Origin of the sequence: Acidovorax sp. JHL-3, assembly GCF_000526295.1 — a bacterium.
Lineage (GTDB): Bacteria > Pseudomonadota > Gammaproteobacteria > Burkholderiales > Burkholderiaceae_C > Acidovorax > Acidovorax defluvii.
On the sequence record NZ_JAFU01000004.1, the window covers coordinates 265635 to 290270 of the forward strand.

Genomic DNA, 24636 nt, shown 5'->3' on the forward strand with positions numbered 1-24636 from the left:
AAGGGTGCGCAATGCAGCGCCCGCGCACCAAGCCGGCTTTGCCGCGCTGCTCTGCACCATCGCCTTCAGCGCCGCCAGCGGCGCCGCAACTGCCGCAGCCGACGAGCTGCAAGCGCTCCCGCAAACCTGGTCGATCTATGTAGAGGCCGGGTATACCGACCACGGCGGCCCGACCACGCGCACACGCACCGTGGGTTTGCGCGTGCCCCTGCAGTATTCGTGGTGGCAAGGGCGCATCCGCACGCACCTGGATGTGTATCTGAGCGACTGGGCCTCCACGGCCACACCGCCGGCGCGCCGCCACAACACCCAGCTGGGCGTGGTGCCCATGGCTCGCTACCGTTTTGCAGACGGGCAATCGCCCTGGTTTGTGGAGGGCGGCATTGGCCTGTCGTACCTGACGGCCACGCACCACACGCCCAACGGCCCCTTTGGCAGCCGCTGGAACTTCAGCGACCACCTTGGCGTGGGGCGCAACTTTGGTGCACAGCGGCAGCACGAGGTCAGCCTGCAGGCCAAGCATGTATCCAACGCCGGGCTGCGCAAGCCCAACCCGGGGGAAACGTTTGTGCAGATCCGCTACGCCCACCGGTTTTAAACGCACAGCCTACTGGTTTCCATCTGGCGGCTGCGAGCACTCGCTCGCTCCTGGTCGGCCACCCGTCCACCGAATGGTCCGAATGGACCGAATGGACCGACGAGCGTGTCATCAATCCTCCACAGGCCGCGAGCTTGCAAACACGCTGGAACGGCGCACGCACCAAGCTGGCCCATCCGCCTGTGTGGCTTGCACTGGCAAGGCCAACCGCTTCGTCGATTGCTATTTATTTGATAGCTAATAGCGCTTGATACATAAGCGCTAGAGCCATTTTTCACTTAAAACCACCATCTTTGCCATTTTTGGCACAGGTTTTGCATCACCCTGTGTGCGGCCACGATAGGCCGCATGTTCGGCCCGGTGCAATGGCGGATTGGGCTGACGAAGACGATGGCGTCCCTGCGAGTGTGTTGGCTACCCGGCCAGCCCACCGTGCGGACGCCTTTTTGTTTTTCCGAAACGCCTACGGGGGTCACGATGAAAAAATCCAGGCTGGTGATGGTGGGAAATGGCATGGCCGGCGTTCGCTCGCTCGAAGAGCTGCTGAAGATAGCGCCCGACCTTTACGACATCACGGTATTTGGTGCAGAGCCGCACCCCAACTACAACCGCATTTTGCTGTCGCCCGTGCTGGCCGGCGAGCAGACCATCGACGAGATCATCCTGAACGACTGGCAGTGGTATGCCGACAACCACATCACGCTGCACACGGGTTTCACCGTGACCGACGTGGACCGTGTGCGCCGCATCGTGCACGCCACCAGTGCAACGGGCGAGACCATCACCGCCGAATACGACCGCCTCATCATGGCCACGGGCTCCAACCCGTTCATCCTGCCCATCCCCGGCAAAGAGCTCCAAGGCGTGCTGGCCTACCGCGACATTGCCGACACGCAGGCCATGATCGACGCTGCCGCCACCTACAAACATGCGGTGGTCATCGGCGGCGGCCTGCTGGGCCTGGAGGCCGCCAACGGCCTCATGAAGCGCGGCATGCAGGTCACCGTGGTGCATGTGGGCGACTGGCTGATGGAGCGCCAGCTCGACGATGTGGCCGGCAAGATGCTGCAAAAGTCGCTGGCCGAGCGCGGCATGCAGTTTTTGATGGGCGCACAAACGCAGGAGCTGGTGGGCAACGCCGAAGGCCGGGTGGCCGCGGTCAAGTTCAAGGACGGCACCGAGGTGCCCGCCGACCTGGTGGTGATGGCCGTGGGCATACGCCCCAACACCGCACTGGCTGAAAAAATGCGCCTGCACGTCCACCGCGGCATCGTGGTGAGTGACACGCTGCAGACCACCACCGACGCGCGCATCTACGCCGTGGGCGAGTGCGCCGTGCACCGGGGCATTGCGTATGGACTGGTGGCACCGCTGTTCGAGCAGGGCAAGGTGCTGGCGAATCACCTGGCGGAGTTCGGCATTGGCCGCTACCAGGGCTCGCTGACATCGACCAAGCTCAAGGTCACGGGCATTGATCTGTTCAGCGCGGGCGACTTTCAGGGCGGCGAGGGCACCGAAGAGATTGTCATGAGCGACCCGAGTGGCGGTGTCTACAAAAAGCTCGTGCTCAAGGACGACAAGCTCGTGGGCGCCTGCCTGTATGGCGACACGGTAGACGGCAGCTGGTATTTCAAGCTGCTGCGCGACGGCCGCACGGTGAACGACATCCGCGACAAGCTGATGTTTGGTGAATCCAACATGGGTGACGCCGGTCACCAGGGCCAGAACAAGGCCGCCGCCATGGCTGATACCGACGAAGTGTGCGGCTGCAATGGCGTGACCAAAGGAGCCATCTGCAAGGCCATCAAGGAAAAAGGCCTGTTCACGCTGGACGAAGTGCGCAAGCACACCAAGGCCAGCGCCAGCTGCGGCTCGTGCACCGGGCTGGTCGAGCAGATCATCATGTTCACCGCCGGTGGCGACTATTCGGCCACGCCCAAGACCAAGGCCATGTGCGGCTGCACCGACCACGGCCACCAGGCGGTGCGCGATGCGATCCGCACCAACAAGCTGCTTTCCATCGCGGATGTGTTCTCGTTTCTCGAATGGAAAACGCCCAACGGCTGCGCCAGCTGCCGCCCGGCGGTCAACTATTACCTCATCAGCACCTGGCCCAAGGACGCCAAGGACGACCCGCAAAGCCGCGCCATCAACGAACGCAGCCACGCCAACATCCAAAAGGACGGCACCTACAGCGTGATCCCGCGCATGTGGGGCGGGGAAACCACGGCCGACGAACTGCGCCGCATTGCCGACGTGGTGGACAAGTACCACATCCCCACCGTCAAGGTCACCGGTGGCCAGCGCATTGACCTCTTGGGTGTGAAGAAGGAAGACTTGGTCAACGTGTGGAAGGACATAGGCATGCCCAGCGGCCACGCCTATGCCAAGGCCCTGCGCACCGTCAAGACCTGCGTGGGCAGCGAGTGGTGCCGCATGGGCACGCAGGACAGCACGCAAATGGGCAAGGACATGGAGCGCGCCATGTGGCGCATGAATGCACCGCACAAGGTGAAGTTTGCCGTGAGCGGTTGCCCGCGCAACTGTGCCGAGGCCGGCATCAAGGACGTCGGCATCATCGGCGTGGAAAGCGGCTGGGAGATGTATGTGGCCGGCAACGGCGGCATCAAGACCGAGGTGGCGCACTTTTTCACCAAGCTCAAGACCGCCGAGGAAGTGCTGGAGTACACCGGCGCGTTTTGCGAGCTGTACCGCCAGGAAGGCTGGTACCTGGAGCGCACCGTGCACTACGTGAACCGCGTGGGCCTGGACTATGTGAAAAAACGCATTCTGCAAGACCCCGAAGGCCGCAAGGCGCTGTGGGAGCAGCTGCAGTTTGCGCTGGATGGCGAGCCCGACCCGTGGTTCGACTTTGACAAGGCGGCAGTGGACCAGCGCCAGTTCATCCCGATCTCCGTGGCCTGACCAATTTTTTATATCAAAAGTGCCTGAAACGCTTTACCCAAAAGCGCAAGCAGCTACAAAAGGAATAGCAATGACCGAATGGACCTCCATCTGCCGCGTGGACGATATCCCCGTGCTGGGCTCGCGCCGCGTGGCACGCGCCCAGGGCCTGGACGTGGCCGTGTTTCGCAACACCTCGAACGAGGTGTTTGCCTTGCTCGACCGCTGCCCGCACAAGGGCGGCCCGCTGAGCCAGGGCATCGTTTTTGGCACCAGCGTGGCCTGCCCCATGCACAACTGGACCATTGGCCTGTGCGACGGCCAGGCCGCCGCCCCCGACGAGGGCTGCACGCCCAAGTTTCAGGTGCGGGTGGAAGACGGCACCGTGCTGCTCAACACCCACGAACTGGCCCACCACGCCCTGAGCGAAACGCGCCCCATCGCAGGGCCGCAGCGGCGCACGCCAGCCACCCCGGCGGCGTGATTTTGCGCACCCCGCGCCCACTTCACGCCCACCCAACGGCTTGCCACGCACCGCGTGCAAGCCGTATCCAAAGCACCTTGGCACCGCTGCCAGACAGACCACAGAAAGAAACCCATGGCCTATCTTGTCCCCTCCGAATTCGTCACCAAAATGGTGGACGCCGGCGAATCCAAAATCTACATGTCCACCCGGGACACCCTGATCCGCGCCTACATGGCGGGCGCCATCCTGGCGCTGGCGGCGGTGTTTGCCGTCACGGCCACCGTCATGTCGGGCTCTGCACTGGTGGGCGCCATCCTGTTCCCGGTGGGCTTTTGCATGCTCTACCTGCTGGGCTTTGACCTGTTGACCGGCGTGTTCGTGCTGACGCCGCTGGCCTGGCTGGACAAGCGCCCGGGCGTCACCATCAAGGGCATCCTGCGCAACTGGGGCCTGGTGTTTACCGGCAACTTCCTGGGCGCGCTGACCGTCGCCTTCATGATGTCGTTCATCTTCACCTATGGCTTTTCGGTGGCACCCAACGAAATCGGCACAAAAATCGGCCATATCGGCGAGGCGCGCACCCTGGGCTACGCCCAATACGGCCTGATGGGCTGGCTCACCATCTTCATTCGCGCCATGCTGTGCAACTGGATGGTGTCCACGGGCGTGGTGGGCGCCATGATCTCCACCACCGTCAGCGGCAAGGTCATTGCGATGTGGATGCCCATCATGCTGTTTTTTGCCATGACCTTCGAGCACTCGGTGGTGAACATGTTCCTGTTCCCCTCGGGCCTGATGATGGGCGGCAACTTCTCGATCGTTGACTACCTGATCTGGAACGAAATCCCCGTGGTGCTGGGCAATCTGGTGGGTGGTCTGGCCTTTACCGGCCTGACGCTGTACGCCACCCACATCAAGACCGGCCCAAAACGCAAGCTCGCCTGATCGCCCGCCGAAACCGCCAGGTGCCCACACGGCAATGCACCTGGCGTTTCGAGCACGGCACCTCCAATCTGCAACCCTGAATCCGACCCCCTGAATGAACGGCGCGCCAATGAGCGACACCCTGAAAGTAAGCATTGGCCAGCACTCTGACAAGGGCTGCAAGGAGGTCAACCAGGACTTTCATGGCGCCTGCGTGCCACAGGGGCTGACACTGGCCGCCAAGGGGGTGGTGGTGGCACTGGCCGATGGCATCAGCAGCAGCGATGTGAGCCATATCGCCAGTGCCGCCGCAGTGCACGGGTTGCTGCAGGACTACTACTGCACCTCCGACGCCTGGAGCGTCAAGCGCTCGGCACAGTGCGTGCTGGCGGCCACCAACTCGTGGCTGCACGCCCAAACCCAGCGCAGCCCCTACCGCTTTGACAAAGACCGGGGTTATGTCTGCACCCTCAGCGCGCTGATTGTCAAATCCGCCACCGCACACCTTTTTCATGTGGGTGACACCCGCATCTACCGGGTGCAGGGCAAGGCGCTGGAGCAGTTGACCGAAGACCACCGGGTGCGCCTGTCGGCCGAGCAAATCTACCTGGGCCGCGCGCTTGGCGTTCAGCCGCAGCTGGAGGTGGATTACCGGGCCCTGCCGGTAGAGCCCGCAGACACTTTTGTGCTGACCACCGATGGCGTGCATGAACATGTCAGCGCCAGCTTCATCACGCAGGCCATTGAAGCCCACGCCACCGATCTGGACCAGGCCGCCCGCGCCATCGTGGACGAAGCCCTGCGCTGCGGCAGCGACGACAACCTGACCATTCAGATCGTGCGCATTGATGCGCTGCCCCAACAGGACGCCAGCGAACTGCAACGCCAGCGGGCCACGCTGCAGTTGCCGCCCGTTCTGGAGCCCCGCGCCATGCTCGACGGCTACCAGATCGTGCGCGAGCTGCACGGCAGCCACCGCAGCCACGTCTACCTGGCCATCGACACCGACAGCGGGCAAAAAACGGTGCTCAAAACGCCCTCGATCGACCTGCAGGACAACGCCGCCGGCCTCGACCGTTTTCTGATGGAAGAATGGATTGCGCGGCGCATTCACAGCCCCCATGTGCTGCAGCCCGCCCCACCGGGGCGCAAGCGCGAGTACCTGTATGTGGCCATGGAATACGTGCAGGGCCAGACACTGGCCCAGTGGATGATTGACCACCCCAGGCCCGAACTGTCGGTGGTGCGCGACATCGTGGACCAGATCGCACGCGGCCTGCAGGCCTTTCACCGCATGGAGATGCTGCACCAGGACCTGCGGCCCGAAAACATCATGATCGACACCTCGGGCACCGTGAAGATCATTGACTTTGGCTCGGTTCACGTCGCCGGCCTGGCCGAAAACGCGGTGCCCGGTGCCGACGATGGCGTTCCGGGCACCTTGCAATACGCAGCCCCCGAATATTTTCTGGGCGAGCCGGGCACGCCGCAATCAGACCTGTTCTCGCTGGGCGTCATCACCTACCAGATGCTCACCGGGCGACAACCCTATGGCACGCAGGTGGCCGGGATTCGCACCCGTGCGGCCCTGATGAAGCTGCACTACGCCAGCGCGCTGGATGAACACCGCGCCATTCCGGCCTGGATGGATGCCGTGCTGCGGCGTGCGGTGCACCCCAACCCGCGCAAAAGGCAGGAAGCGTTGTCCGAGTTTGTGCACGACCTGCGGCAACCCAGCGCTGCCTACCTGACCCGCGCCCGCCCTGCGCTGTATGAGCGCAACCCGATGGTGTTCTGGCGCGCCATTGCGCTCGTTCTGGGGCCCACCGTGGTGGCGTTGCTGGCGGTGATTCAGCACCTGCGCTGACACCACCGCTCCCGGCACGGCCCAGCGCATGCCCGGCACATGCCCGGCACATGCCCATTGGCTGGCCCGCATCACTTTCACACGCCTGCTTCACCACGGCACGGCTTCGCGCCCGCCCACACGACCCTCCCGTTCTGGAGCGCCCCGTTGCACCAGGCTGGTGCCAGCCTTGCGTCCGTGCCCCATCCGGATCGTGTCAAGGCCGGTGTCAGGCGCCACGCGGGCTGGCACATGTATTGCGTTGCATGTGCGAGGGCCCGGCAGGGGCCCGTGAACCCGGGGTGCAATGGCGCAGTCTGGGGGCACACAGACGAAGGCGTCTGCACCTGCGGTTTCCAAACCTCGAAGCCGCAGTGTGTAGACGCCTGTTTTTTTGAGATTTGCCTTGGGAGCCGTGATGAGAAATTTCATGCAAGCGATGTGGGAAACCAGCGTACTGGCGTCTGCCCTCACCACCAGCACATCGTCACTATAAAAACAATAGCTACTAGCGCTTTATGCATAAGCGCCAGACCCCAAAAACGCACAAAACTCCACGCCATGCAAGAAACCAAATCCACCTGCCCCTACTGCGGCGTTGGCTGCGGCGTGATCATCGAAAGCCACGGCCCCCAGATCACCGGCGTGCGCGGCGATCCCACCCATCCTGCCAACTTCGGTCGCCTGTGCACCAAGGGCTCCACCCTGCACCTCACCGCCAGCAGCCCCATCACGTTGCAGACTCGTTTGCTGCAGCCCCTGCGCCGCGCGCAACGTGGCGACGCGCCCCAGCCACTGTTGTGGGACGCCGCCCTGGGCCTGGCCACCGAAAAATTTGCCGACATCATCCAGCGCCACGGCCCCAACGCCGTGGGCTTTTATGTCAGCGGCCAGTTGCTCACCGAGGACTACTACGTCTTCAACAAGCTCGCCAAGGGCCTGATCGGCACCAACAACATCGACTCCAACTCGCGCCTGTGCATGAGCAGCGCCGTGGCGGGCTACAAGGCCACGCTGGGCGCCGACGCGCCGCCCGCCTGCTACGACGACGTGAACCACGCACAGTGCCTCTTCATTGTGGGCAGCAACGCGGCCTGGGCGCACCCCATTTTGTTTCGCCGCATCGAAGACGCACGCGCCGCCAACCCGGGCATGAAGGTCATCGTGGCCGACCCGCGCCGCACCGACACCGCGGGCATGGCCGACCTGTTTTTGCCCATCCAGCCCGGCAGCGATGTGATGCTGTTCCACGGCATGCTGCACCTCATGCTGTGGGAGGGCTGGACGGACGCCGAGTACATCGCCGCGCACACCACGGGCTTCGATGAACTCAAGGCCCTGGTGCGTGAAGCCACGCCCGAGCGCGTGGCCCAGGTGTGCGGCATTTCGGTGGCCGACCTGACCACCGCCGCAAGATGGTTTGCGGGCCTGGACGGGCAGGAGGTCGCCACAGGAGCCAGCGGCGCCCCGCAGCGTCGCAAACCCACCCTGAGCCTGTACTGCCAGGGCCTCAACCAGAGCAGCAGCGGCACGGCCAAGAACGCGGCGCTCATCAATCTGCACCTGGCCACGGCGCAGATCGGCAAGCCCGGCGCGGGCCCCTTCAGCCTGACCGGCCAGCCCAACGCCATGGGCGGGCGCGAAGTGGGTGGCATGGCCAATCTGCTCAGCGCCCACCGCGATCTGGCCAACCCGCAGCACCGCGCCGAAGTGGCCGCGCTGTGGGGGGTGGCCGATGTGCCCAGCCAGCCCGGCAAGACGGCGGTCGAGATGTTCCAGGCCGCCGCCGACGGCGAAATCAAGGCCCTGTGGATTGCCTGCACCAACCCCGCGCAAAGCATGCCCGACCAGGCCACCGTGCGCCGCGCGCTGCAGCGGGCCGAGTTTGTGGTGGTGCAAGAGGCCTTTGCCACCGCCGAAACCTGCGCATATGCCGACCTGCTGCTGCCCGCCACGACCTGGGGCGAAAAAAACGGCACCGTGACCAACAGCGAGCGCCGCATCTCGCGCGTGCGCACTGCCGTTCCCGCCCCCGGAGAGGCGCGCCACGACTGGGCCATTGCAGTGCAGTTTGCGCACCAGCTGGAGGCGCGCCTGCGCCCCGGCCAGCCCACGCTGTTCCCCTACACCACCGACCACGCCGACCAGGGCGCACAGGCCGTGTGGAACGAACACCGCGAAAGCACACGCGGGCGCGATCTGGACATCACGGGGCTTTCGTGGACTCTGCTCGAATCTGCAGGCCCCCAGCAATGGCCGTGTCCTGCGGATGCTGCCGGCAGCGGCAATGACGAAAGCAGCGCGACCACGTTGCCGGCCCGAAGGCGCGACATCGGCAAGGCCCGCCTGTACGAAGACGGCATCTTCCCCACCGCCGACGGCCGCGCCCGCTTTGCCGCGCACGCCTGGCAGCCCACGGCCGAGCAGCGCGAGTCGCGCTACCCCTTCAGCCTGACCACGGGCCGCCTGCGTGACCAGTGGCACGGCATGACGCGCACCGGCACCCTGGGCCGCCTGTTCGGCCATGTGGCCGAGCCCTGCGTGCAACTGCACCCGCACGACATGGAGCGGCGCAAGCTCAAAAACGGCGACCTCGTGCATGTGACCAGCAAGCGCGGCTCCATCGTGGTGCCCGTGCAGGCCGATGCCACGGTGGGGCTGTCGCAGGCCTTCATGGCAATGCACTGGGGCAGCGAGTTTTTGAGCGGATGCTCGTCCACCGGCGAGCGGCTGGCGGGCGTGAATGCGCTCACCACTTCGGCGTTTTGCCCCACCTCCAAACAGCCCGAGCTCAAGCACGCCGCCGTGAAGGTGCTCAAGGCCGAGCTGCCCTGGACCCTGCTGGCCATGGCCTGGTTGCCGGCCGACAGCGCCCAGGACGTGCGCGAGGCGTTGGCCGCACTGATGGCGCAGTTTCCCCTGTTCCAGTTCACGAGCTGCGTGCCCTTTAGCAACAACACGCCCTTGAACGAACCCGGCCGCGAGCGCATGGGCGTGCTGCTGCGCGCCGCCGCCCACGAGCCGCCGCCCGACGCAGTCATTGAACGCATCGAGGCCCTGATAGGCCTGGCCACCGCCGACACCTTGCGCTACGCCGATCAAAAGCGAGGCCAGCGCCGCGCCGCCCGGCTGGTGCGCCACGGCAACGCCACCATGCTCGAAGCCATCGTGCTGGCAGGCGACACCAGCGCCGAAGGCTGGCTCAAGACCCTGCTGCAGGAAGAGCTGCCCGCCCAAAGCTACGGCCGCCTGCTGCTGGTGCCCGGCGCCAAGGCCCCGGTGGCCGTGCAGTCGCGCGGCAAGCCGGTGTGCACCTGCCTGAACGTGACCGACGCTGCCATCACCACCGAGCTGGCGCAGTGCCACGGTACCGACGCTGACCGCCTGGCACAACTGCAAGGCAAGCTGCGCTGCGGCACGAACTGCGGCTCGTGCCTGCCCGAGCTCAGGCGCATGGTGCGCAGCACCGGGCCACTGGCGTCCAAGCACATGGCGCAGGCTGCCACATAACCAAGAGTTGCCTGGATTGCGCCAGAATAGCGGCCCACCCTCCTACATCCCCACAACCACCGCACCAGGACTTGTGCAATAGGGCTCCGGCTAGGCATTTTCGGCGCAGACAGTACGCCTGTACGGCAAGCCGAAATAACGACGCTGGAGCCCTATTGCACAAGTCCCGCCACCAAAAAACATGGGCATTAGCCAGTACATCAAAGAAATCGGTCGCGGCCCCCGCGGCTCCAAGCCACTCACGCGCGAGCAGGCGGCAGACCTGTTTGGCCAGCTGCTCGACGGCAACGTGACCGATCTGGAAATCGGCGCCTTCTGCCTGGCCATGCGCATCAAGGGCGAAACGCCCGAGGAAATGTGCGGCTTTCTCGACGCCGCCCACAGCCGGATGGCGCTTTTCCCGGCCAGCGACCGCCCCGTGATCGTGCTGCCCAGCTACAACGGTGCGCGCAAGCTGCCCGTGCTCACGCCGCTGCTGGCGCTGCTGCTGGCGCGCGAGGGGCTGCCCGTGCTGCTGCACGGCATGCGCACCGAGGCGCGCCGCACCCTGGCATCGGATGTGCTGCTGGCGCTGGGCGTTCCCGCCCTCACAACGCCGGAAAAAATAGCAACCGGCAGCGTGGCCCATATCGAGACCGGGTATCTGCATGCCGCCCTGGCACGCCTGCTGAAGGTGCGCGAGGTGGTGGGGCTGCGCAATGCGGGGCACAGCATCGTGAAACTCATGAACCCCTGCGCGGGCCCCGCCGTGGTGGTGACCAGCTACACCCACCCCGAGTATTACGACATGCTGCAGGCCACCTTTGGCGCGCTGCACATGACCGCCCTGCTCTCGCGCGGCCTCGAAGGCGAAGTGGCGACCGACCCGCGCCGCACGCCCCGCTACGATGCCTTCGTGGCCGGCGTGCACCAGCTGCTGCAAGAGCAGCAACCCGGCACCGCAGCCGATGTGCCAGGCCTGCCCACCGAGATCGACATCGACACCACGGCGCGCTACACGAAAGACGTGCTGGACGGCCGCCTGCCCGTGCCGCCAGCGCTGGCGCAGCAGGTGGAACACATCTTGCATCTGGCTGCGCAAACACCACCGCACGCCCCATGAACCCCACCACGCCCCCCACCAGCGCACTGTCGCCCGCCACCCACCTGGGAACCTGCACGCTGGTAGGCGCGGGCCCGGGCGATCCCGAGCTGCTCACCATCAAGGCCCTCAAGGCCATCCAGGCCGCCACCGTGCTGCTGGTAGATGACCTGGTGAGCGACGCCATCGTGGCGCACGCATCGCCCACGGCGCGCATCGTTTACGTGGGCAAGCGCGGTGGCTGCACCAGCACGCCGCAGGCCTTCATCGAAAAGCTGATGCTCATGGCCGTGAGCGAGGGCGAGAACGTGGCGCGCCTCAAGGGCGGCGACCCGTTCATCTTTGGCCGTGGCGGCGAAGAAGTGGAGCACCTGCGTGCCGCCGGGGTGGCGGTCACGGTGATCAATGGCATCACGGCGGGGCTGGCGGGACTGACCTCGCTGGGCGCCCCGCTCACGCACCGCGAGCATGCGCATGGCGTGGTGTTTGTCACCGGCCACGCCAAACCCGGCGACGCGGGCACCAACTGGCGCCAGCTGGCCGCCACCGCGCGCGAGGCCCGGCTCACGCTGGTGATCTACATGGGCGTGAGCGGCGCGGCCCATATCGGGCAAGAGCTGCTCACCGGTCTGCCGGCCGATACACCCGTGGCCATCATCCAGCACGCCAGCCTGCCCCACCAGCGCCATGCCATCACCACGCTGGGCCAGCTGCACGCCACCATCGAACGCGAAGGGCTGGCCAGCCCCTCGGTGATTGTGGTGGGCGACGTGGTGCGCGGTGTGGCCAGCGTTTCCCAACCTGCCCCCGACCAGGCCAGCGCCACCCGCCGCACGGGCTGAAAGCCCGCTGCGCAAGGGGATCGGCGCGCCTGCCCGCCAGCGCACAGGGCGCAGGGCGCTTCAGCCCGCCGGTGCGGGGGTTGGCGCCAAGCGGGCCTGCTCGAAGCGCGCGGCCAGCTCCTTGCGCAGCGATTTGCGCAGCAGTGCGGCGTCCCAGCGGCGGCGTTCGTCGGGCGTAGAAGGCGACAGGGGCGGCACCTTCACCGGCTTGCGCGCCTCGTCCACCGCCACCATCGTGAAAAAGCAGCTGTTCACATGCCGCACCACCTGCGAGCGGATGTCTTCGGCCACCACCTTGATGCCCACCTCCATCGACGACGCGCCCGTGTAGTTGACGCTGGCCAGAAAAGTCACCAGCTCGCCCACATGAATGGGCTGCAAAAACATCACCTGATCCACGCTGAGGGTGACCACGTAACAGGCCGAATATCGGCTGGCGCAGGAATAGGCCACCTGGTCGAGCAGCTTGAGAATCGCCCCGCCATGCACATTGCCCGAGAAGTTGGCCATGTCAGGAGACATCAGCACGGTCATGCTGAGTTGGTGTGAGGGGATATTCATGCCAAGATTTTAGAGGGCGCCCTGCCCGTGCGGATGCGCACCCAGCGCCCGCTGCTTCCCCGAATATCTGAACACGCCACACCCGCGCAAAAGCTACGACGTGGCGGTGATACGCAACGCCATGCTGGTGGCCATTGCCATTACCGTTGCAAATGCCGTGAAGACGGCGTGCCCAAAGGATTCATCCAGCGGTTCAGGTTTTCGCTTGCCTGAAAGTGGATAGGCATTGGCGCAGGCGCCTGTCTCTCACTTGACGCCTGCCCGGTGTAAACCCTTGGGCGGCAAGCGCCGGGCGCTCCTACCATCGCCGCACGTTGCGGCCACGTTGGCCGACATCTGAAGGAGCTACTTGATGATGAACCACGATGCGACGCCCACTGGCCACGGCCTCCCACTGGCGCGCCGCCGCAGCCTGGTGCTGGCACTGGCGGGCAGCGCGGCCTTGGCGGCACTGCCCGCGGGCGCACAACCGGCTGCAGGAAAGGGCGACATCCTCATCGGCCGTTCGACCGCCCTGACGGGTGGGATGGCTCCGTTTCTTGCGCCCCTCCACGAGGGGCAGGAGGCCGCCATCGCAGACGCCAATGCCAAAGGGGGTGTCGGCGGCCGCAAGATCCGGTTGGTGTCGCTGGACGACGGGTTCGACCCGCGCCGTACGCTGGAAAACGCCAAACAGCTGAACGAAAAAGACGGCGTACTGGCCTTGTTGGGCGTGTCGGGCACTTCACAGGTGATGACGCTGCTGCCCTATCTGGCGCAAGCCAAATTGCCACTGATCGGCGTGTATACCGGCTCCCCCGCCATCCGCGCGCAGCAGCACCCCTACCTGTTCACCACCCGGGCCAGCTACGCTGATGAGCTGGTCAAGATCGTGCGCAACCTGGTGGCGGTGCAATCGTCACGCATCGGGGTGGCCTTCGAAAACAACGATTTTGGCAAGCTGCTGCTGCCGCTTGTCGAAAAAACCATTGCTGCCGAAGGCGCATCTTTGGCGGGCACACATGCGCTGGCCGCCGCCGGAGAAGATGCCAACGAAGCCGCCAAAGCCCTGGCCGCCCAGAGACCGCAGGCAGTGCTGCTGATAGCGGCAGGGCCGCCTGTTGTGGCCTACTTGCGGGCGCATCGGGCCCATCTGGGTGTGCCGGTGTACACCTTGTCACTGGGCGCGGGCACCGCCATGCTCAAGGCGCTGGGAGAGGACGCACGTGGCCTGGCCGTGGCGCGTACCGGCCCGTCCCCCAGCAAACCCACCATCCAGCTCACGCGCGACTTCCAGGCGTCCATGAAGCACCATGACAAGCCCGTGGATTACGACCGCTATACCGGCTACATGGACGCCCGCGTGCTGATCGAAGGCCTGCGCGCTGCGGGGCCGGGGGTTACGCGCGCCAGTCTGGTACAGGGCATGGAAAGCCTGGGCAACCTCGACCTGGGCGGTTATGCCTACCAGTTCAGCCCGCAGAACCACCATGGCTCCAACTATGTGGACATTGCCGTGGTGGGGTCGGGCGGGGTCTTCAGGCAATAGCACCCTGATCGCGGGCGACAATGGCGGCCCCGCTACCGCTGCCTAAAACCCCTGTGACCCTCGCTTCCCTTGTTTTTGATGTTGTCATCATCGGCGCCGGTGCCGCCGGCCTGTTCTGTGCAGGCCAGGCAGGCCAGCGCGGGTTGAAAGTCTTGCTCATCGACCACGCCGACAAGGTGGCCGAGAAGATCCGCATCTCGGGCGGTGGGCGCTGCAACTTCACCAACCGCGACCTGGACCCCGCCGCGCCGCACAAGCACTTCGTGGGGCAAAACCCGCAGTTTTGCCGCTCGGCGCTGTCGCGCTACACACCGGCCGATTTCATTGCGCTGGTGCAAAAGCACGGCATCGCCTTTCACGAAAAACACAAGGGCCAGCTGTTTGCCGACCGCTCGGCCGAGGACATCATCGCCATGCTGCTGGCCGAATGCGCGGCCGGTGGCGTCACGCACTGGCAGCCTTGCCGGGTCAAAAATATAGCCTTTTTGGCCTCTGGCGCTTATCCAGAAAGCGCCAGCAGCTATCAAATTGATACTGACCGCGGCACGGTGCAGGCCCGCTCGGTGGTCATTGCCACGGGTGGGCTGTCGATCCCCAAGATCGGCGCCACCGATTTTGGCTACCGGCTGGCGCAGCAGTTCAATATCCCGCTGGTCGAGCGCCGCCCCGGCCTCGTGCCCCTGACGTTTGACGGCGCGGGCTGGGCGCCGTATGCGCAGCTGGCCGGACTGGCGCTGCCGGTGCAGATCAGCACCGGCGCCAAGAAGTCCCGCATGGCGTTTGACGAAGACCTGCTGTTCACCCACCGCGGCCTGTCGGGCCCGGCGGTGCTGCAGATATCCAGCTACTGGCAAGAGGGCACGCCGCTGGCCATCAACCTGGCGCCCACGGTGGACCTGCCCGCCGCGCTGGCGCAGGCCAAGGCGCGATCGCGCAAACTCATCGCCAACGAGCTGGCCACGCTGGTGCCAAGCCGCCTGGCCGACACCTGGGCCCAGCGTGAGGCCGACTGGCAACGCCCCATCAACGAGGCCACTGACAAGGCCCTGGCCCGGCTGGCCGAGCAACTGGCACGCTGGGAGCTCACCCCCACCGGCACCGAGGGCTACAAGAAGGCCGAAGTCACGCTGGGCGGCATCGACACCCGCGCGCTCTCGCAGCAGACGATGGAGTGCAAAACCCAGCCCGGGCTGTACTTCATTGGTGAGGTGGTGGATGTGACGGGCTGGCTGGGCGGCTACAACTTTCAGTGGGCCTGGGCCAGCGCACATGCTTGCGCCCAAGCGCTGCCTGCTTGAAATTTGCCGCAGCCGGGCTATAATCTCCGGCTTTGCTGGCAATGCCCCGTCGGCCAAATACTAGTTACAGACGGGGAAACCGCTACGTATGGTCCTGAGGCCCGATCTCCCCAAGCCCCTCTGCGAGCAACATTTTGGAAAACATTAGCTAATGACTACGATCCGCGTAAAAGAAAACGAACCCTTTGACGTTGCACTGCGTCGCTTCAAGCGCACCATTGAAAAGCTCGGCCTGCTGACCGACCTGCGCGCCCGTGAGTTCTACGAAAAGCCCACCGCCGAGCGCAAGCGCAAGAAGGCAGCCGCCGTGAAGCGCCACTACAAGCGCGTTCGCAGCATGCAACTGCCCAAGAAGATGTACTGATCTTCCGGATCCCAAGCCTGCTTGGGTCCCAGAACCCGCGCTAGGGACGCCAAGCGCGGGTTTTTGTTTTTGCGGGTCTGCACAAAGCCCCTCTGGCGTCGTTGCAGCGCCTTGCCGTAGCAAAACTACTGTCTGCGGCGCTGCGCCTAGCCAGAGGGGCTTTGTGCAAACCCTCCGACTCTGTCTTACTAAAAAGGAAGCCGCCATGAGCCTCAAGGACCAGATCACCGAAGACATGAAAACCGCCATGCGCGCCAAGGACAGCGAGCGCCTGGGCACCATCCGCCTGCTGCAGGCCGCGATGAAGCAAAAGGAAGTGGACGAGCGCGTCGTGCTGGACGATGTGGCCGTGGTCGCCATCGTGGACAAGCTCATCAAGCAGCGCAAAGACAGCATCACCGCCTTTGAAGGCGCGGGCCGCCAGGACCTGGCTGACAAGGAAAAGTCCGAAATGGCCGTGCTGCAGGCCTACCTGCCCGAGCGGATGTCGGCCGAGGAAACCCTGGCCGCCGTGAAAGCCATCGTGGCCGAACTGGGCGCCGCCGGCCCCGGCGACATGGGCAAGGTTATGGGCGTGGTCAAGACCCGCCTGGCCGGCAAGGCCGACATGGGCCAGGTCTCGGCCGCTGTGAAGGCTGCGCTGGCGGGCTGAAAGATAGAGAGCGCCCCCAGCTGACCACGCAACGGTCAGTGTTATTTTGATAGCTGCCAGCGCTTGATAAACAAGCGCTGGCAGCTATTTTTGCTTTTATTTCGCGGGCCCTGCAGCGCCAGCGCTGCCGCAGTCTGCGGACGCCATCAAGACGGCGGCGCACGCCGGATCAGGTGCGCGGCCAATACCACGGAGGTTGGAGCGGCGATGACGGGGGCAGGCAACGTGGACGCGTTGGTTCGATACGCTGGTCCACGACCATGAGCGGGCGGTCACCCGTATGGCGGTAACAGCCGCTGCGGGAAGCACGGCGACCGTTTCGCCGTCATGCACGTCCGGCCAAACACCGGCTCCCTATAATTTTCAGAAACGATGACGACCTCCGATCCGATCCAAACACGGACAAATCCGAACATCTTGTCTGCCGCACACAGTCTCCTTGTCGTCGACGACGATCCATTGACCTGTACACGGGTCAAGGCCTACTTTGAGCGGGAGGGCTATTGCGTCCGAGTGGCTGCCAATGGCGATGAAATGTGGGACAGCCTTCGCCAGCACCCCACCGATGTGGTGCTGCTGGACATCGGCCTGCCCGGTCGTGACGGTCTCGAGCTGGCGCGGGAGCTGCGCGCCCACAACACCAGCATAGGCCTCATCCTAGTGACCGGCCGCAACGACGACATCGACAAGATCGTGGGCCTGGAGTCTGGGGCCGACGATTACGTTACCAAGCCCTTCAACGCGCGCGAACTGCTCGCGCGGGTCAAGATCGTTCTACGCCGCCTGCGCCCGGTGTCGGCGACCGGCGCATCCGGGCTGCACCGCAAACTGGGCGACTGGACGCTGGACCTAGCGCAGCGCAAGCTCACCTCGGCGGATGGGCACCAGGAAGTCCTGACCCGGGGCGAGTTCGACCTGCTGGCGGCCTTGGCCCGGCAACTCGGGACCGCGGTGGAGCGCGAGCGCCTGATGCAACAGGTGTTCCACCGCTCGTGGGACCCGAGCGACCGCACCGTCGATGTGCTGGTGGCCCGCCTGCGCGAGAAACTCGAAAAAGACCCCCGACACCCGGAGCTGATCGTCACCGTCCGGGGCGTCGGTTACCTGCTGGCCGACCACGGCGCAGCCTGAGGCCCTTCGCCTGGGGCGCCCAGCCAGCGCTCCAGCGCCTCGATCCCTTCAGGAATGGCGGCCAGCAACTGGCCGGCAAGCAGCTGGCGCTGCGCCTGCGTCAACACCCCTTCACGGGCCGCGTCTTCCAGGCGCCGGCAGGCCTGCATGACACGCACAAGCCCCAGGTTGCTGGCGGCGCTGCGCAGCTGGTGGGCGATTCGTTGCATCTGTTCGATGTCGGCGGCCTGTGCTGCACCTTGCAGTGCTGTTGCAGACGCTTCGGACGTTTGGCGAAAGAGGTTCAGCAACTGCCGCAACACATTGGGCCCGAGGTCTTCGCGCTCCTGTGCGAGATAGGCCTCGTCCAGCGCTGGCGCATCGCCAGCCGCTGTGCCGCCCTCCACCGGGGAGGCTGCTGCGGAGGCGCCCGTCGGGGGTGCGCAGGACCGAATAGCCCGCGCCAGCGCACGCGCCAGTTCTACGCGCTGGAAAGGTTTGCTGAGAAAACCCGCCATGTTGGCAGCGGCAGGGTGATCAAGGATGTCCGGCGTGACATGCGCGGACATGCCCACGATGGGCAGCGCCCGCCACCGGCTGCTGTCAAGGGTGCGCATCGTCTGGGCGACTTCCAGCCCCGACGCGCCGGGCAGGCTGATGTCCATCAGCACGCAGTCCGTGTGCCCGCCGCCGCGCAGCAGGTCGATGGCGCTGGGGCCGCTGTCCGCCACCCGCACCCGGTGGCCCAGCGCTTCCAGGTACCGCTGGCAGACGATGCGGTTGATATCGTCGTCTTCGACCACCAGCACATCCAGCGCTGGGAGCGGATCGGCGCTCTCGGGCAGCGGGGTCGGTGACGACGACAACGCCGCGGGCTCGAACGGCAGTTCAAAACCAACCTCCGTGCCTTCCCCCACCGTGCTCTTGAGCCACAGGCGCCCTCCCATCAGTTCCACCAGGCGCTGACAGATGGCCAGCCCCAGGCCGGTCCCGCCGTGCCGACGGTGCGCCGTGTCCTCCACCTGGACGAACGGCTTGAAAACAGCCTCCTGCTGATCCGTCGGAATGCCGATACCGGTGTCAAGCACTTGAAACCGCAGGCGCAACGCTCCTGGCGGGTCGTCCGCTGCCCGCCCCACCTTCACCGTAACGTCGCCTTCGTCGGTGAACTTGATGGCATTGCCGATGGTGTTGAGCAGGATCTGGTTGAGCTTGCGTCGGTCGCCCACGAGCCCCTCGGGCACGTCGTCGGCGATGTCGCGCACCAGTGCCAGGCCCTTGCTGCGCGCCGCGACGGACTGCAGTGCCAGCATGTCGTCGATGACATCCCGCAGCGCGAAGGACTCCCGCGTGACCTCCAGCTTGCCGGCCTCCAGGCGGGAGAAACCAAGCATGTCCTCCAGGGTTTCCAGCAGGGTGCCGTTGGCGTACTCGATCATCCGCAGGTACTCGCGTTGACGATCGTCCAGCGCGGTGTCGCGCAGCAGGTGCACGCTGCCGCTGACACCGCTGAGCGGCGTGCGCAGTTCGTGGCTGAGGCTGCCAAGAAATTCGTTCTTCGCGCGGTTGGCTTCCTCGGCCTCACGCCGTGCCTGCGCGTGCAGCGCGACTTCGCGCTCCAGCAGTTCATTGCTGCGGCTGAGCGCTGCGGTGCGGTCCTGCACCTGCTGCTCCAGTTGCTGCTGGTGCTGGCGCAGCGACTGTTCCAGGCGTTGCCGTTCGATTGCGTGCTCCCGGAACTGCTCGAGCGCCTGCACCAGCGGCAGCAGCGGATCGTGGCGGGCCACCGGATGGGTGATTGCCACGCTGTGATCGCCAGCCATGAGAGCCCGCATGGCGCTTTCCATGCCCTTGAGCCGACCCAGCAGCTCGTAACGAAGGATCAGCCAGAGCGTGGCCAGCAACGACAGCGTGAGGACACCGGCGACGGCCAGAAAGCCCACGGCTCCGCGGGCGATTGCGGTGCGCGAGCCGGTGCCCACCTGTGCCATGGCCTGCTGACTGGCCAGCAGCAGTGCGGCACCCTGTTCGTTCAGGCGCAGTGCCAGTGCGGCCCCTGCGTCCCGCTCAGCGGCCAACTGGCCGCCGAGCGCCTGGCGCTCGGCCTGCAAGGCAAACAGGCCCTGCGGCGCCAGCGCTGCCTTCAGCACACCGACATGCCGCTGCGCCGTGGATTTGCGGGTCGGGTCCCGGAAGTCCTGCAGCCGATGCGACAGGATGGCCAGGTCCGCGACGAACTCCCTGTTCAAGCCCGCCAGGGCTGGTGGAGCGAGGTCACCCTCCACGCGATCGAGCGTGGTCTTGAGCCGAAAGCACACGAGCTGCAATTCAGACATGCGCTCCATGCGGTCGATGTCCACCTCGATCAGACGGTCCAGCGACGCCAGGATCTCGTCCCGGCTGGCGCCGCGCTCCACCATGGGGTAGAGACTGGACACGGTGGCTGTGGAATAGGTCGATGCATTCGCCGCCAGCGCCTCCGCCAGCAGCATCAATTCGGCCACTGCACGGTGCAGCACTTCCTGGGCTTGTCGAATCTCGCCTTGCAACTGCTGTGACTGCCGCGTCTGGCTGGCCTGCAACCCGAGGTTGGTGTGCATCTCGTGCACCGTCACGGCCAGTGCCTGTTCCAGTTGGGGCTCGAAGGCCTGCTGCTCCAGACGCTCCAGCAGTTCGCGCACCTGGGCCAGTTGCGCGTCGCCCTGGCGTTCAAGCGCATCGACCTCGTCGACCGATTGCGCGCGCCGAAGCTGATCGACCAGCGCCAGGGTGCGGTTGTTGAGCTGGGTCACCGCACCGACCGCTTCCAGTGCCGGCACCGTGTTGTCGATGATGCGACGCTGCAGCCCGACCACCTGGTTGAAGCTGAGCCAGGCCGTGGCGGCCACCGCCGCTGTCAGCAACGCGCCCACGGCCAACACAAGCCCGATCTTGCCGATCAAGCCCAGTCGGCGGTCGAGCCGCTTGATCCAGGGGAGCATCATTTCCAGTCCAACGTTCGCGTGCCGACCAAAGTCATCTGTCTTGCTATTCTGACCGGGAAACCGGCTTACAGTCCGCGGGCATGACGTCCACCTTTCTCTCCCTTCACCCGTTGCGACGACCCGCCGCTGCCTTGTGGGGCCTGTGCATGGCCTGGTCCGTGGCGGTCGCACCCGCTGCAGCGCAACCCATCCTGAGCTGGGAACCGCCATTCAAGGCGGCCGCGCCCGTGCGGGCCGAATACACGCCAGCGGCGCCCGCCCGACAGCCGTGGGTGCTCTGCGTGGTGGTGCCGCACATCAAGGATGCGTATTGGCTGGGCGTCAACTACGGCATGGTGGAGGAAGCGCGCCGCCTGCGTGTGGAGGTGCAATTTGCCGAGGCCGGCGGCTATGCCCAGCTGGCGGTCCAGCGCGCCCAGATCCAGGCCTGTGCCTCGGACCGTCGCGTGCAGGCGCTGATCATCGGGGCGGTCTCCCGTGATGTCATGACCCCGCACCTGCGCCAGCTGACAACGCGCATGCTCGTCATCGGCACCGTCAATGCCATCGACGACGACGGCATTTCGGGCAAGGTGGGCGTGGACTGGGACGACATGGGCCGGGCGGCTGGCCGCTTTCTGGTCAGCCAGACGCGGGCCGACGGTCCTCCAATGCAAGTGGCCTGGTTTCCGGGGCCGCGCAGTGTCAGCGAGGGCGTGGACCGCGCCTTTCGCCAGGCCATCGCCGGTAGCCGCGTCGTTATCCGCACGACCGCGTGGGGCGACACCGGCAAGGCCGTGCAGCGCAATCTGCTGCAACAGGTGCTCGACGATCACAAGGACCTGGACTTTGTGGCCGGCAATGCCCTGATGGCGGAGGCCGCCATCAGCGTGCTGCGCGAACGCGGCCTGCAGGACCGCATCGGCATCGTCTCGACCTACTTCACGCCGGCGGTGCACCGGGGAATCCTGCGGGGCCGCATCCTCGCCGCCCCCACCGATGCCCCCGTGCTGCAGGGCCGGATGTCCATCGGCCTGGCGGTCGATCTGCTGGAGCGGCGGCCGACCCGCCGGCACTTCGGCCCGGTGGTTCGCACGGTTGAGGCGGGCAATCTGGGTGAGATCAACATCGACGAGTCGCTGCCTCCACCCCTGCTGATGCCCCAGTTCCAGCACCGGCCCGGCGCGGCGAACTGACGTCCCGACCGTTAACGCGGTTAACAAAGGCACGGCACAGCACAACAAATCCGAGCGCGCCATTGATCTGCGACTCCTAGCATCAGGACATACCCCATCGGTTTGTTTTATTTGCAAGGAGATTCATCATGACCATGACCCGACGCGGCCTTTTGAAGGCATCGGTGGCCTCGGCAGTAACTGCCAACGGCCTGACCTGGTTCGCAGCGGACGAAGTGTTTGCCGCCGACACCCAGGTGATTCCCAGTGCCAGCCACTGGGGCCCGTTCAAGGCAGTGGTGAAGAATGGCGTTCTGGTCGGCATCCAGCCGCTCAAGGACGTGGACGCCGCACCGACCACCATGCTCACGGAGGGCCTGATCGGCCGTGTCTATCACAAGACCCGCGTGAAATACCCGATGGTGCGTAAATCCTATCTGGCCAACCCCACGGGTGACACCAAACCTCACCTGCGCGGCAAGGAACCCTTTGTGCGCGTGAGCTGGGAACAGGCGCTGGCGCTCACGGCCGATGCCATCATGCGCACGGCGGAAAAGCATGGCAACGAGGCGCTGTTCAGCGCTTCCTACGGCGGCTGGTCGCACGCCGGTCTGCTGCGTCCGCAGGTGCTGCAGGGCCGCCTGTTCGGTCTGATCGGGGGTCATTCGGTCACCACCGGCGACTATTCGGGCGGCGCTTCGCAGGTCAGCCTGCCGCACATCATTGGCGACATGGAGGTGTACTCGCCCCAGACTTCATGGGAAGTGATGGCCGAGCACACCGAGGTCATGGTCTGGATCGGCTGCGACCCGTTCAAAAACAACCGGATCGAATTCACGGTCGCCGACCACCAGATGGCCCCGCGCTGGATGAAGATCAAGGAGCGCGGTGTCAAGTTCGTTTCGATCAACCCGCAGTACACGCCGACCGACGATGCCGTCGGTTCCGAGTGGGTCAAGATCATTCCGAACACGGACGTGGCGCTGTTCTCGGCCATGGCCTACCATGTTTACACCGCCGGCAAGCATGACAAGGCCTATCTGGCCAAGTACACCGTGGGCTTCGACAAGTACCTGGCTTACCTGCTGGGCAAGGATGGTGACGGCACACCGCCCAAGACCCCCGAGTGGGCCGCCAAGATCACCGGCATTCCAGCCGCCAAGATCGTCGAGCTGGCCGAGCTGTTTGCCTCCAAGCGCACCCAGTTTGCTGGCGCCTGGTCGCTGCAGCGCGCACACCACGGCGAGATGACACACTGGGCGATCATCAACTTTGCAGCCATGCTCGGCAAGATCGGCAAGCCGGGCGAAGGCGTGGGCTTCAGCTGGCATTACGGTGGTGGCGGCACGGTGCAGTCCAACGCCATCATGCCGGTTGGCTTGTCGCAGGGTCGCAACCCGATCAAGGCGCGCTGCCCGGCCTCGCGCATCAGCGAGATGCTGATGAACCCCGGCAAGGAATACACCCGCGACGGCTCTACGCACAAGTATCCGCTGGTCAAGCTGATCTACACCGCTGGCAACAACTTCATGTCGCACCAGCAGAACACCAACGAGTTGCTGCGTGCAATGAATCAGCAGGTCGACACGGTGATTTGCCAGGACCCCTGGTGGTGTGCCTCGTCGCGATTCGCCGACATCGTGCTACCGGCCACCTCGGCCCTTGAGCGGGACGACATGAGCACCGGCGGCACTTACAGCAACGACAAGATCTACGCGATGCGCCAGGTCATCAAGCCTTACGGCGAGAGCCTGGACGACTTCGAGATCTTCCGCCGCCTGGCTGCACTGATGGGTGTCGAATACGGCTTTACCGAAGGCAAGTCGGTCATGGACGTCCTCAGGGCCTCGTACGCAGCGACCGGCCAGAAGATGCCGTTCGATCAGTTCTGGAAAGATGGCATCGTGCGCATCGACGTGCCCGAGAAGATGCGCAAGTGGGTGCGCCACGGCGACTTCTATACCGACCCGGTAAAAAACCCGCTGCACACCAAGTCCGGCAAGATCGAACTGTTCTGCTCCGAGATTGCGCGTTTCAACGTACCCGACTGCCCGCCGGTTCCGAAGTATCTGGAGCCGTCCGAGTTCCTCGGCAACGCCAAGCCGGGTCAGGTGCATGTGGTCAGCCCGCACCCCTACAACCGGGTGCACTCGCAGATGGCCAACGCCGACGTGCGTCTGGAACAGAACGTGAAAGGGCGCCAGCATGTGCTCATCAGTGTCGAAGATGCCACCGCCAAGGGTATCAAGAGCGGTGACCTGGTCGAGTTGTACAACGATCGTGGCGCGCTGATTGCTGGCGCGGTGGTCACCAAGAAGATCATGAAGGGCGTGGTCAGCCTGGAAGAGGGCAACTGGATCCAGCTCGACTCCAAGGGCCGCTGCAACAGCGGTGCGATCAACATCATCACGACCAGCGTGGCGTCCAGCGGCCTGAGCCAGGCCACCAGCGCCAACACCTGCATTGCCAACCTCAAGCGTTGCGATGACGCCGAGTCGGTCAACCGCGCGTACGAGCCGCCAGTGATCGAACGGGTGGAGCAACGCAAGCTGGATGTCGATGCGCTCAAGCTAAGTGAGCGTGCCAACATCGTCAAGGGCGCGACCATGGGCGCTATGGTGCCGGGCGAGAAACTGTTCTACGAGCGCTGCACCGTGTGTCACGTGCCGCGCGAGCCGGGCGAGTTCACCAAGAGCCAGTGGCACGGCATCACGCAGAGCATGTTCCCGCGGGCAGGACTGGACGATCTCCAGCGGAAGGTGGTGCTGGACTTCCTGGAGAAGAACGCCAAGGACGCCATCATTCCCTGACGCA

The 24636-nt window shown here is 65.1% G+C and carries 18 protein-coding genes; 15 read left to right on the forward strand and 3 right to left on the reverse strand.

Annotation, left to right across the window (positions count from 1 at the left end; translation table 11 throughout):
- Positions 1–4 precede the first annotated feature (4 nt).
- Positions 5–598: an acyloxyacyl hydrolase gene (locus tag K226_RS19160; RefSeq protein WP_162150988.1), complete on the forward strand. Its 594-nt coding sequence runs from the start codon at positions 5–7 to the stop codon at positions 596–598.
- A gap of 278 nt (positions 599–876) precedes the next feature.
- On the opposite strand, the gene K226_RS20015 is transcribed toward K226_RS19160, so the two are convergent.
- Positions 877–1113 (reverse strand): hypothetical protein, encoded by a 237-nt coding sequence (locus tag K226_RS20015; RefSeq protein ID WP_162150986.1) that lies wholly within the window; start codon positions 1111–1113, stop codon positions 877–879.
- Between K226_RS20015 and nirB the strand changes: the two genes are divergently transcribed.
- From nirB to cobA, 7 genes are all read left to right on the forward strand, one after another.
- Positions 1076–3523 carry a nitrite reductase large subunit NirB gene (gene nirB, locus K226_RS0116645; protein ID WP_024815862.1) on the forward strand — a complete coding sequence of 816 codons (2448 nt, stop codon included), beginning with the start codon at positions 1076–1078 and terminating at the stop codon, positions 3521–3523. The two genes, K226_RS20015 and nirB, sit on opposite strands and share 38 nt — an antisense overlap.
- A gap of 70 nt (positions 3524–3593) precedes the next feature.
- Positions 3594–3986, forward strand: a complete 393-nt coding sequence (gene nirD, locus K226_RS0116650) for a nitrite reductase small subunit NirD (RefSeq protein WP_024815863.1) — start codon at positions 3594–3596, stop codon at positions 3984–3986.
- Between the two features lie 114 nt (positions 3987–4100).
- Positions 4101–4913: a formate/nitrite transporter family protein gene (locus tag K226_RS0116655; protein WP_024815864.1), complete on the forward strand. Its 813-nt coding sequence runs from the start codon at positions 4101–4103 to the stop codon at positions 4911–4913.
- 94 nt (positions 4914–5007) lie between these two features.
- Entirely contained in the window at positions 5008–6759 is a 1752-nt protein-coding gene (locus tag K226_RS0116660) for a bifunctional protein-serine/threonine kinase/phosphatase (protein WP_238324284.1), read from the forward strand.
- Positions 6760–7299: 540 nt separating this feature from the next.
- Complete coding sequence (locus K226_RS0116665; RefSeq protein WP_024815866.1) at positions 7300–10248, forward strand: nitrate reductase; 2949 nt, start codon at positions 7300–7302, stop codon at positions 10246–10248.
- Positions 10249–10429: 181 nt separating this feature from the next.
- Positions 10430–11350, forward strand: coding sequence for a DNA-binding protein YbiB (ybiB, locus tag K226_RS0116670; RefSeq protein ID WP_024815867.1), 921 nt, complete (start codon positions 10430–10432; stop codon positions 11348–11350).
- Entirely contained in the window at positions 11347–12171 is an 825-nt protein-coding gene (gene cobA / locus K226_RS0116675; RefSeq protein WP_024815868.1) for a uroporphyrinogen-III C-methyltransferase, read from the forward strand. Before ybiB ends, cobA begins: the two co-directional genes overlap by 4 nt.
- Positions 12172–12231: 60 nt before the next feature.
- On the opposite strand, the gene K226_RS0116680 is transcribed toward cobA, so the two are convergent.
- Positions 12232–12732, reverse strand: a complete 501-nt coding sequence (locus K226_RS0116680; RefSeq protein WP_024815869.1) for an acyl-CoA thioesterase — start codon at positions 12730–12732, stop codon at positions 12232–12234.
- A gap of 352 nt (positions 12733–13084) precedes the next feature.
- Between K226_RS0116680 and K226_RS0116685 the strand changes: the two genes are divergently transcribed.
- The 5 genes from K226_RS0116685 to K226_RS0116705 all read left to right on the forward strand — a co-directional run bounded on the left by K226_RS0116685 (position 13085) and on the right by K226_RS0116705 (position 17705).
- Positions 13085–14260, forward strand: a complete 1176-nt coding sequence (locus K226_RS0116685) for an ABC transporter substrate-binding protein (protein WP_024815870.1) — start codon at positions 13085–13087, stop codon at positions 14258–14260.
- A 53-nt stretch (positions 14261–14313) separates the two neighbouring features.
- Positions 14314–15558, forward strand: a complete 1245-nt coding sequence (locus K226_RS0116690) for an aminoacetone oxidase family FAD-binding enzyme (protein ID WP_035242261.1) — start codon at positions 14314–14316, stop codon at positions 15556–15558.
- A 151-nt stretch (positions 15559–15709) separates the two neighbouring features.
- Positions 15710–15922, forward strand: a complete 213-nt coding sequence (rpsU, locus tag K226_RS0116695) for a 30S ribosomal protein S21 (protein ID WP_005799779.1) — start codon at positions 15710–15712, stop codon at positions 15920–15922.
- A gap of 205 nt (positions 15923–16127) precedes the next feature.
- Positions 16128–16574 (forward strand): GatB/YqeY domain-containing protein, encoded by a 447-nt coding sequence (locus K226_RS0116700; protein ID WP_024815872.1) that lies wholly within the window; start codon positions 16128–16130, stop codon positions 16572–16574.
- A 372-nt stretch (positions 16575–16946) separates the two neighbouring features.
- Positions 16947–17705 carry a response regulator gene (locus K226_RS0116705; protein WP_051463557.1) on the forward strand — a complete coding sequence of 253 codons (759 nt, stop codon included), beginning with the start codon at positions 16947–16949 and terminating at the stop codon, positions 17703–17705.
- Here K226_RS0116705 and K226_RS0116710 read toward each other — a convergent pair.
- Positions 17675–20668, reverse strand: a complete 2994-nt coding sequence (locus K226_RS0116710; protein WP_024815874.1) for an ATP-binding protein — start codon at positions 20666–20668, stop codon at positions 17675–17677. The genes K226_RS0116705 and K226_RS0116710 overlap by 31 nt on opposite strands.
- Before the next feature lie 80 nt (positions 20669–20748).
- Between K226_RS0116710 and torT the strand changes: the two genes are divergently transcribed.
- Complete coding sequence (gene torT, locus K226_RS0116715) at positions 20749–21843, forward strand: TMAO reductase system periplasmic protein TorT (RefSeq protein WP_035242131.1); 1095 nt, start codon at positions 20749–20751, stop codon at positions 21841–21843.
- Positions 21844–21971: 128 nt separating this feature from the next.
- Positions 21972–24632 (forward strand): molybdopterin-dependent oxidoreductase, encoded by a 2661-nt coding sequence (locus tag K226_RS0116720; RefSeq protein ID WP_024815876.1) that lies wholly within the window; start codon positions 21972–21974, stop codon positions 24630–24632.
- Positions 24633–24636: the final 4 nt, after the last annotated feature.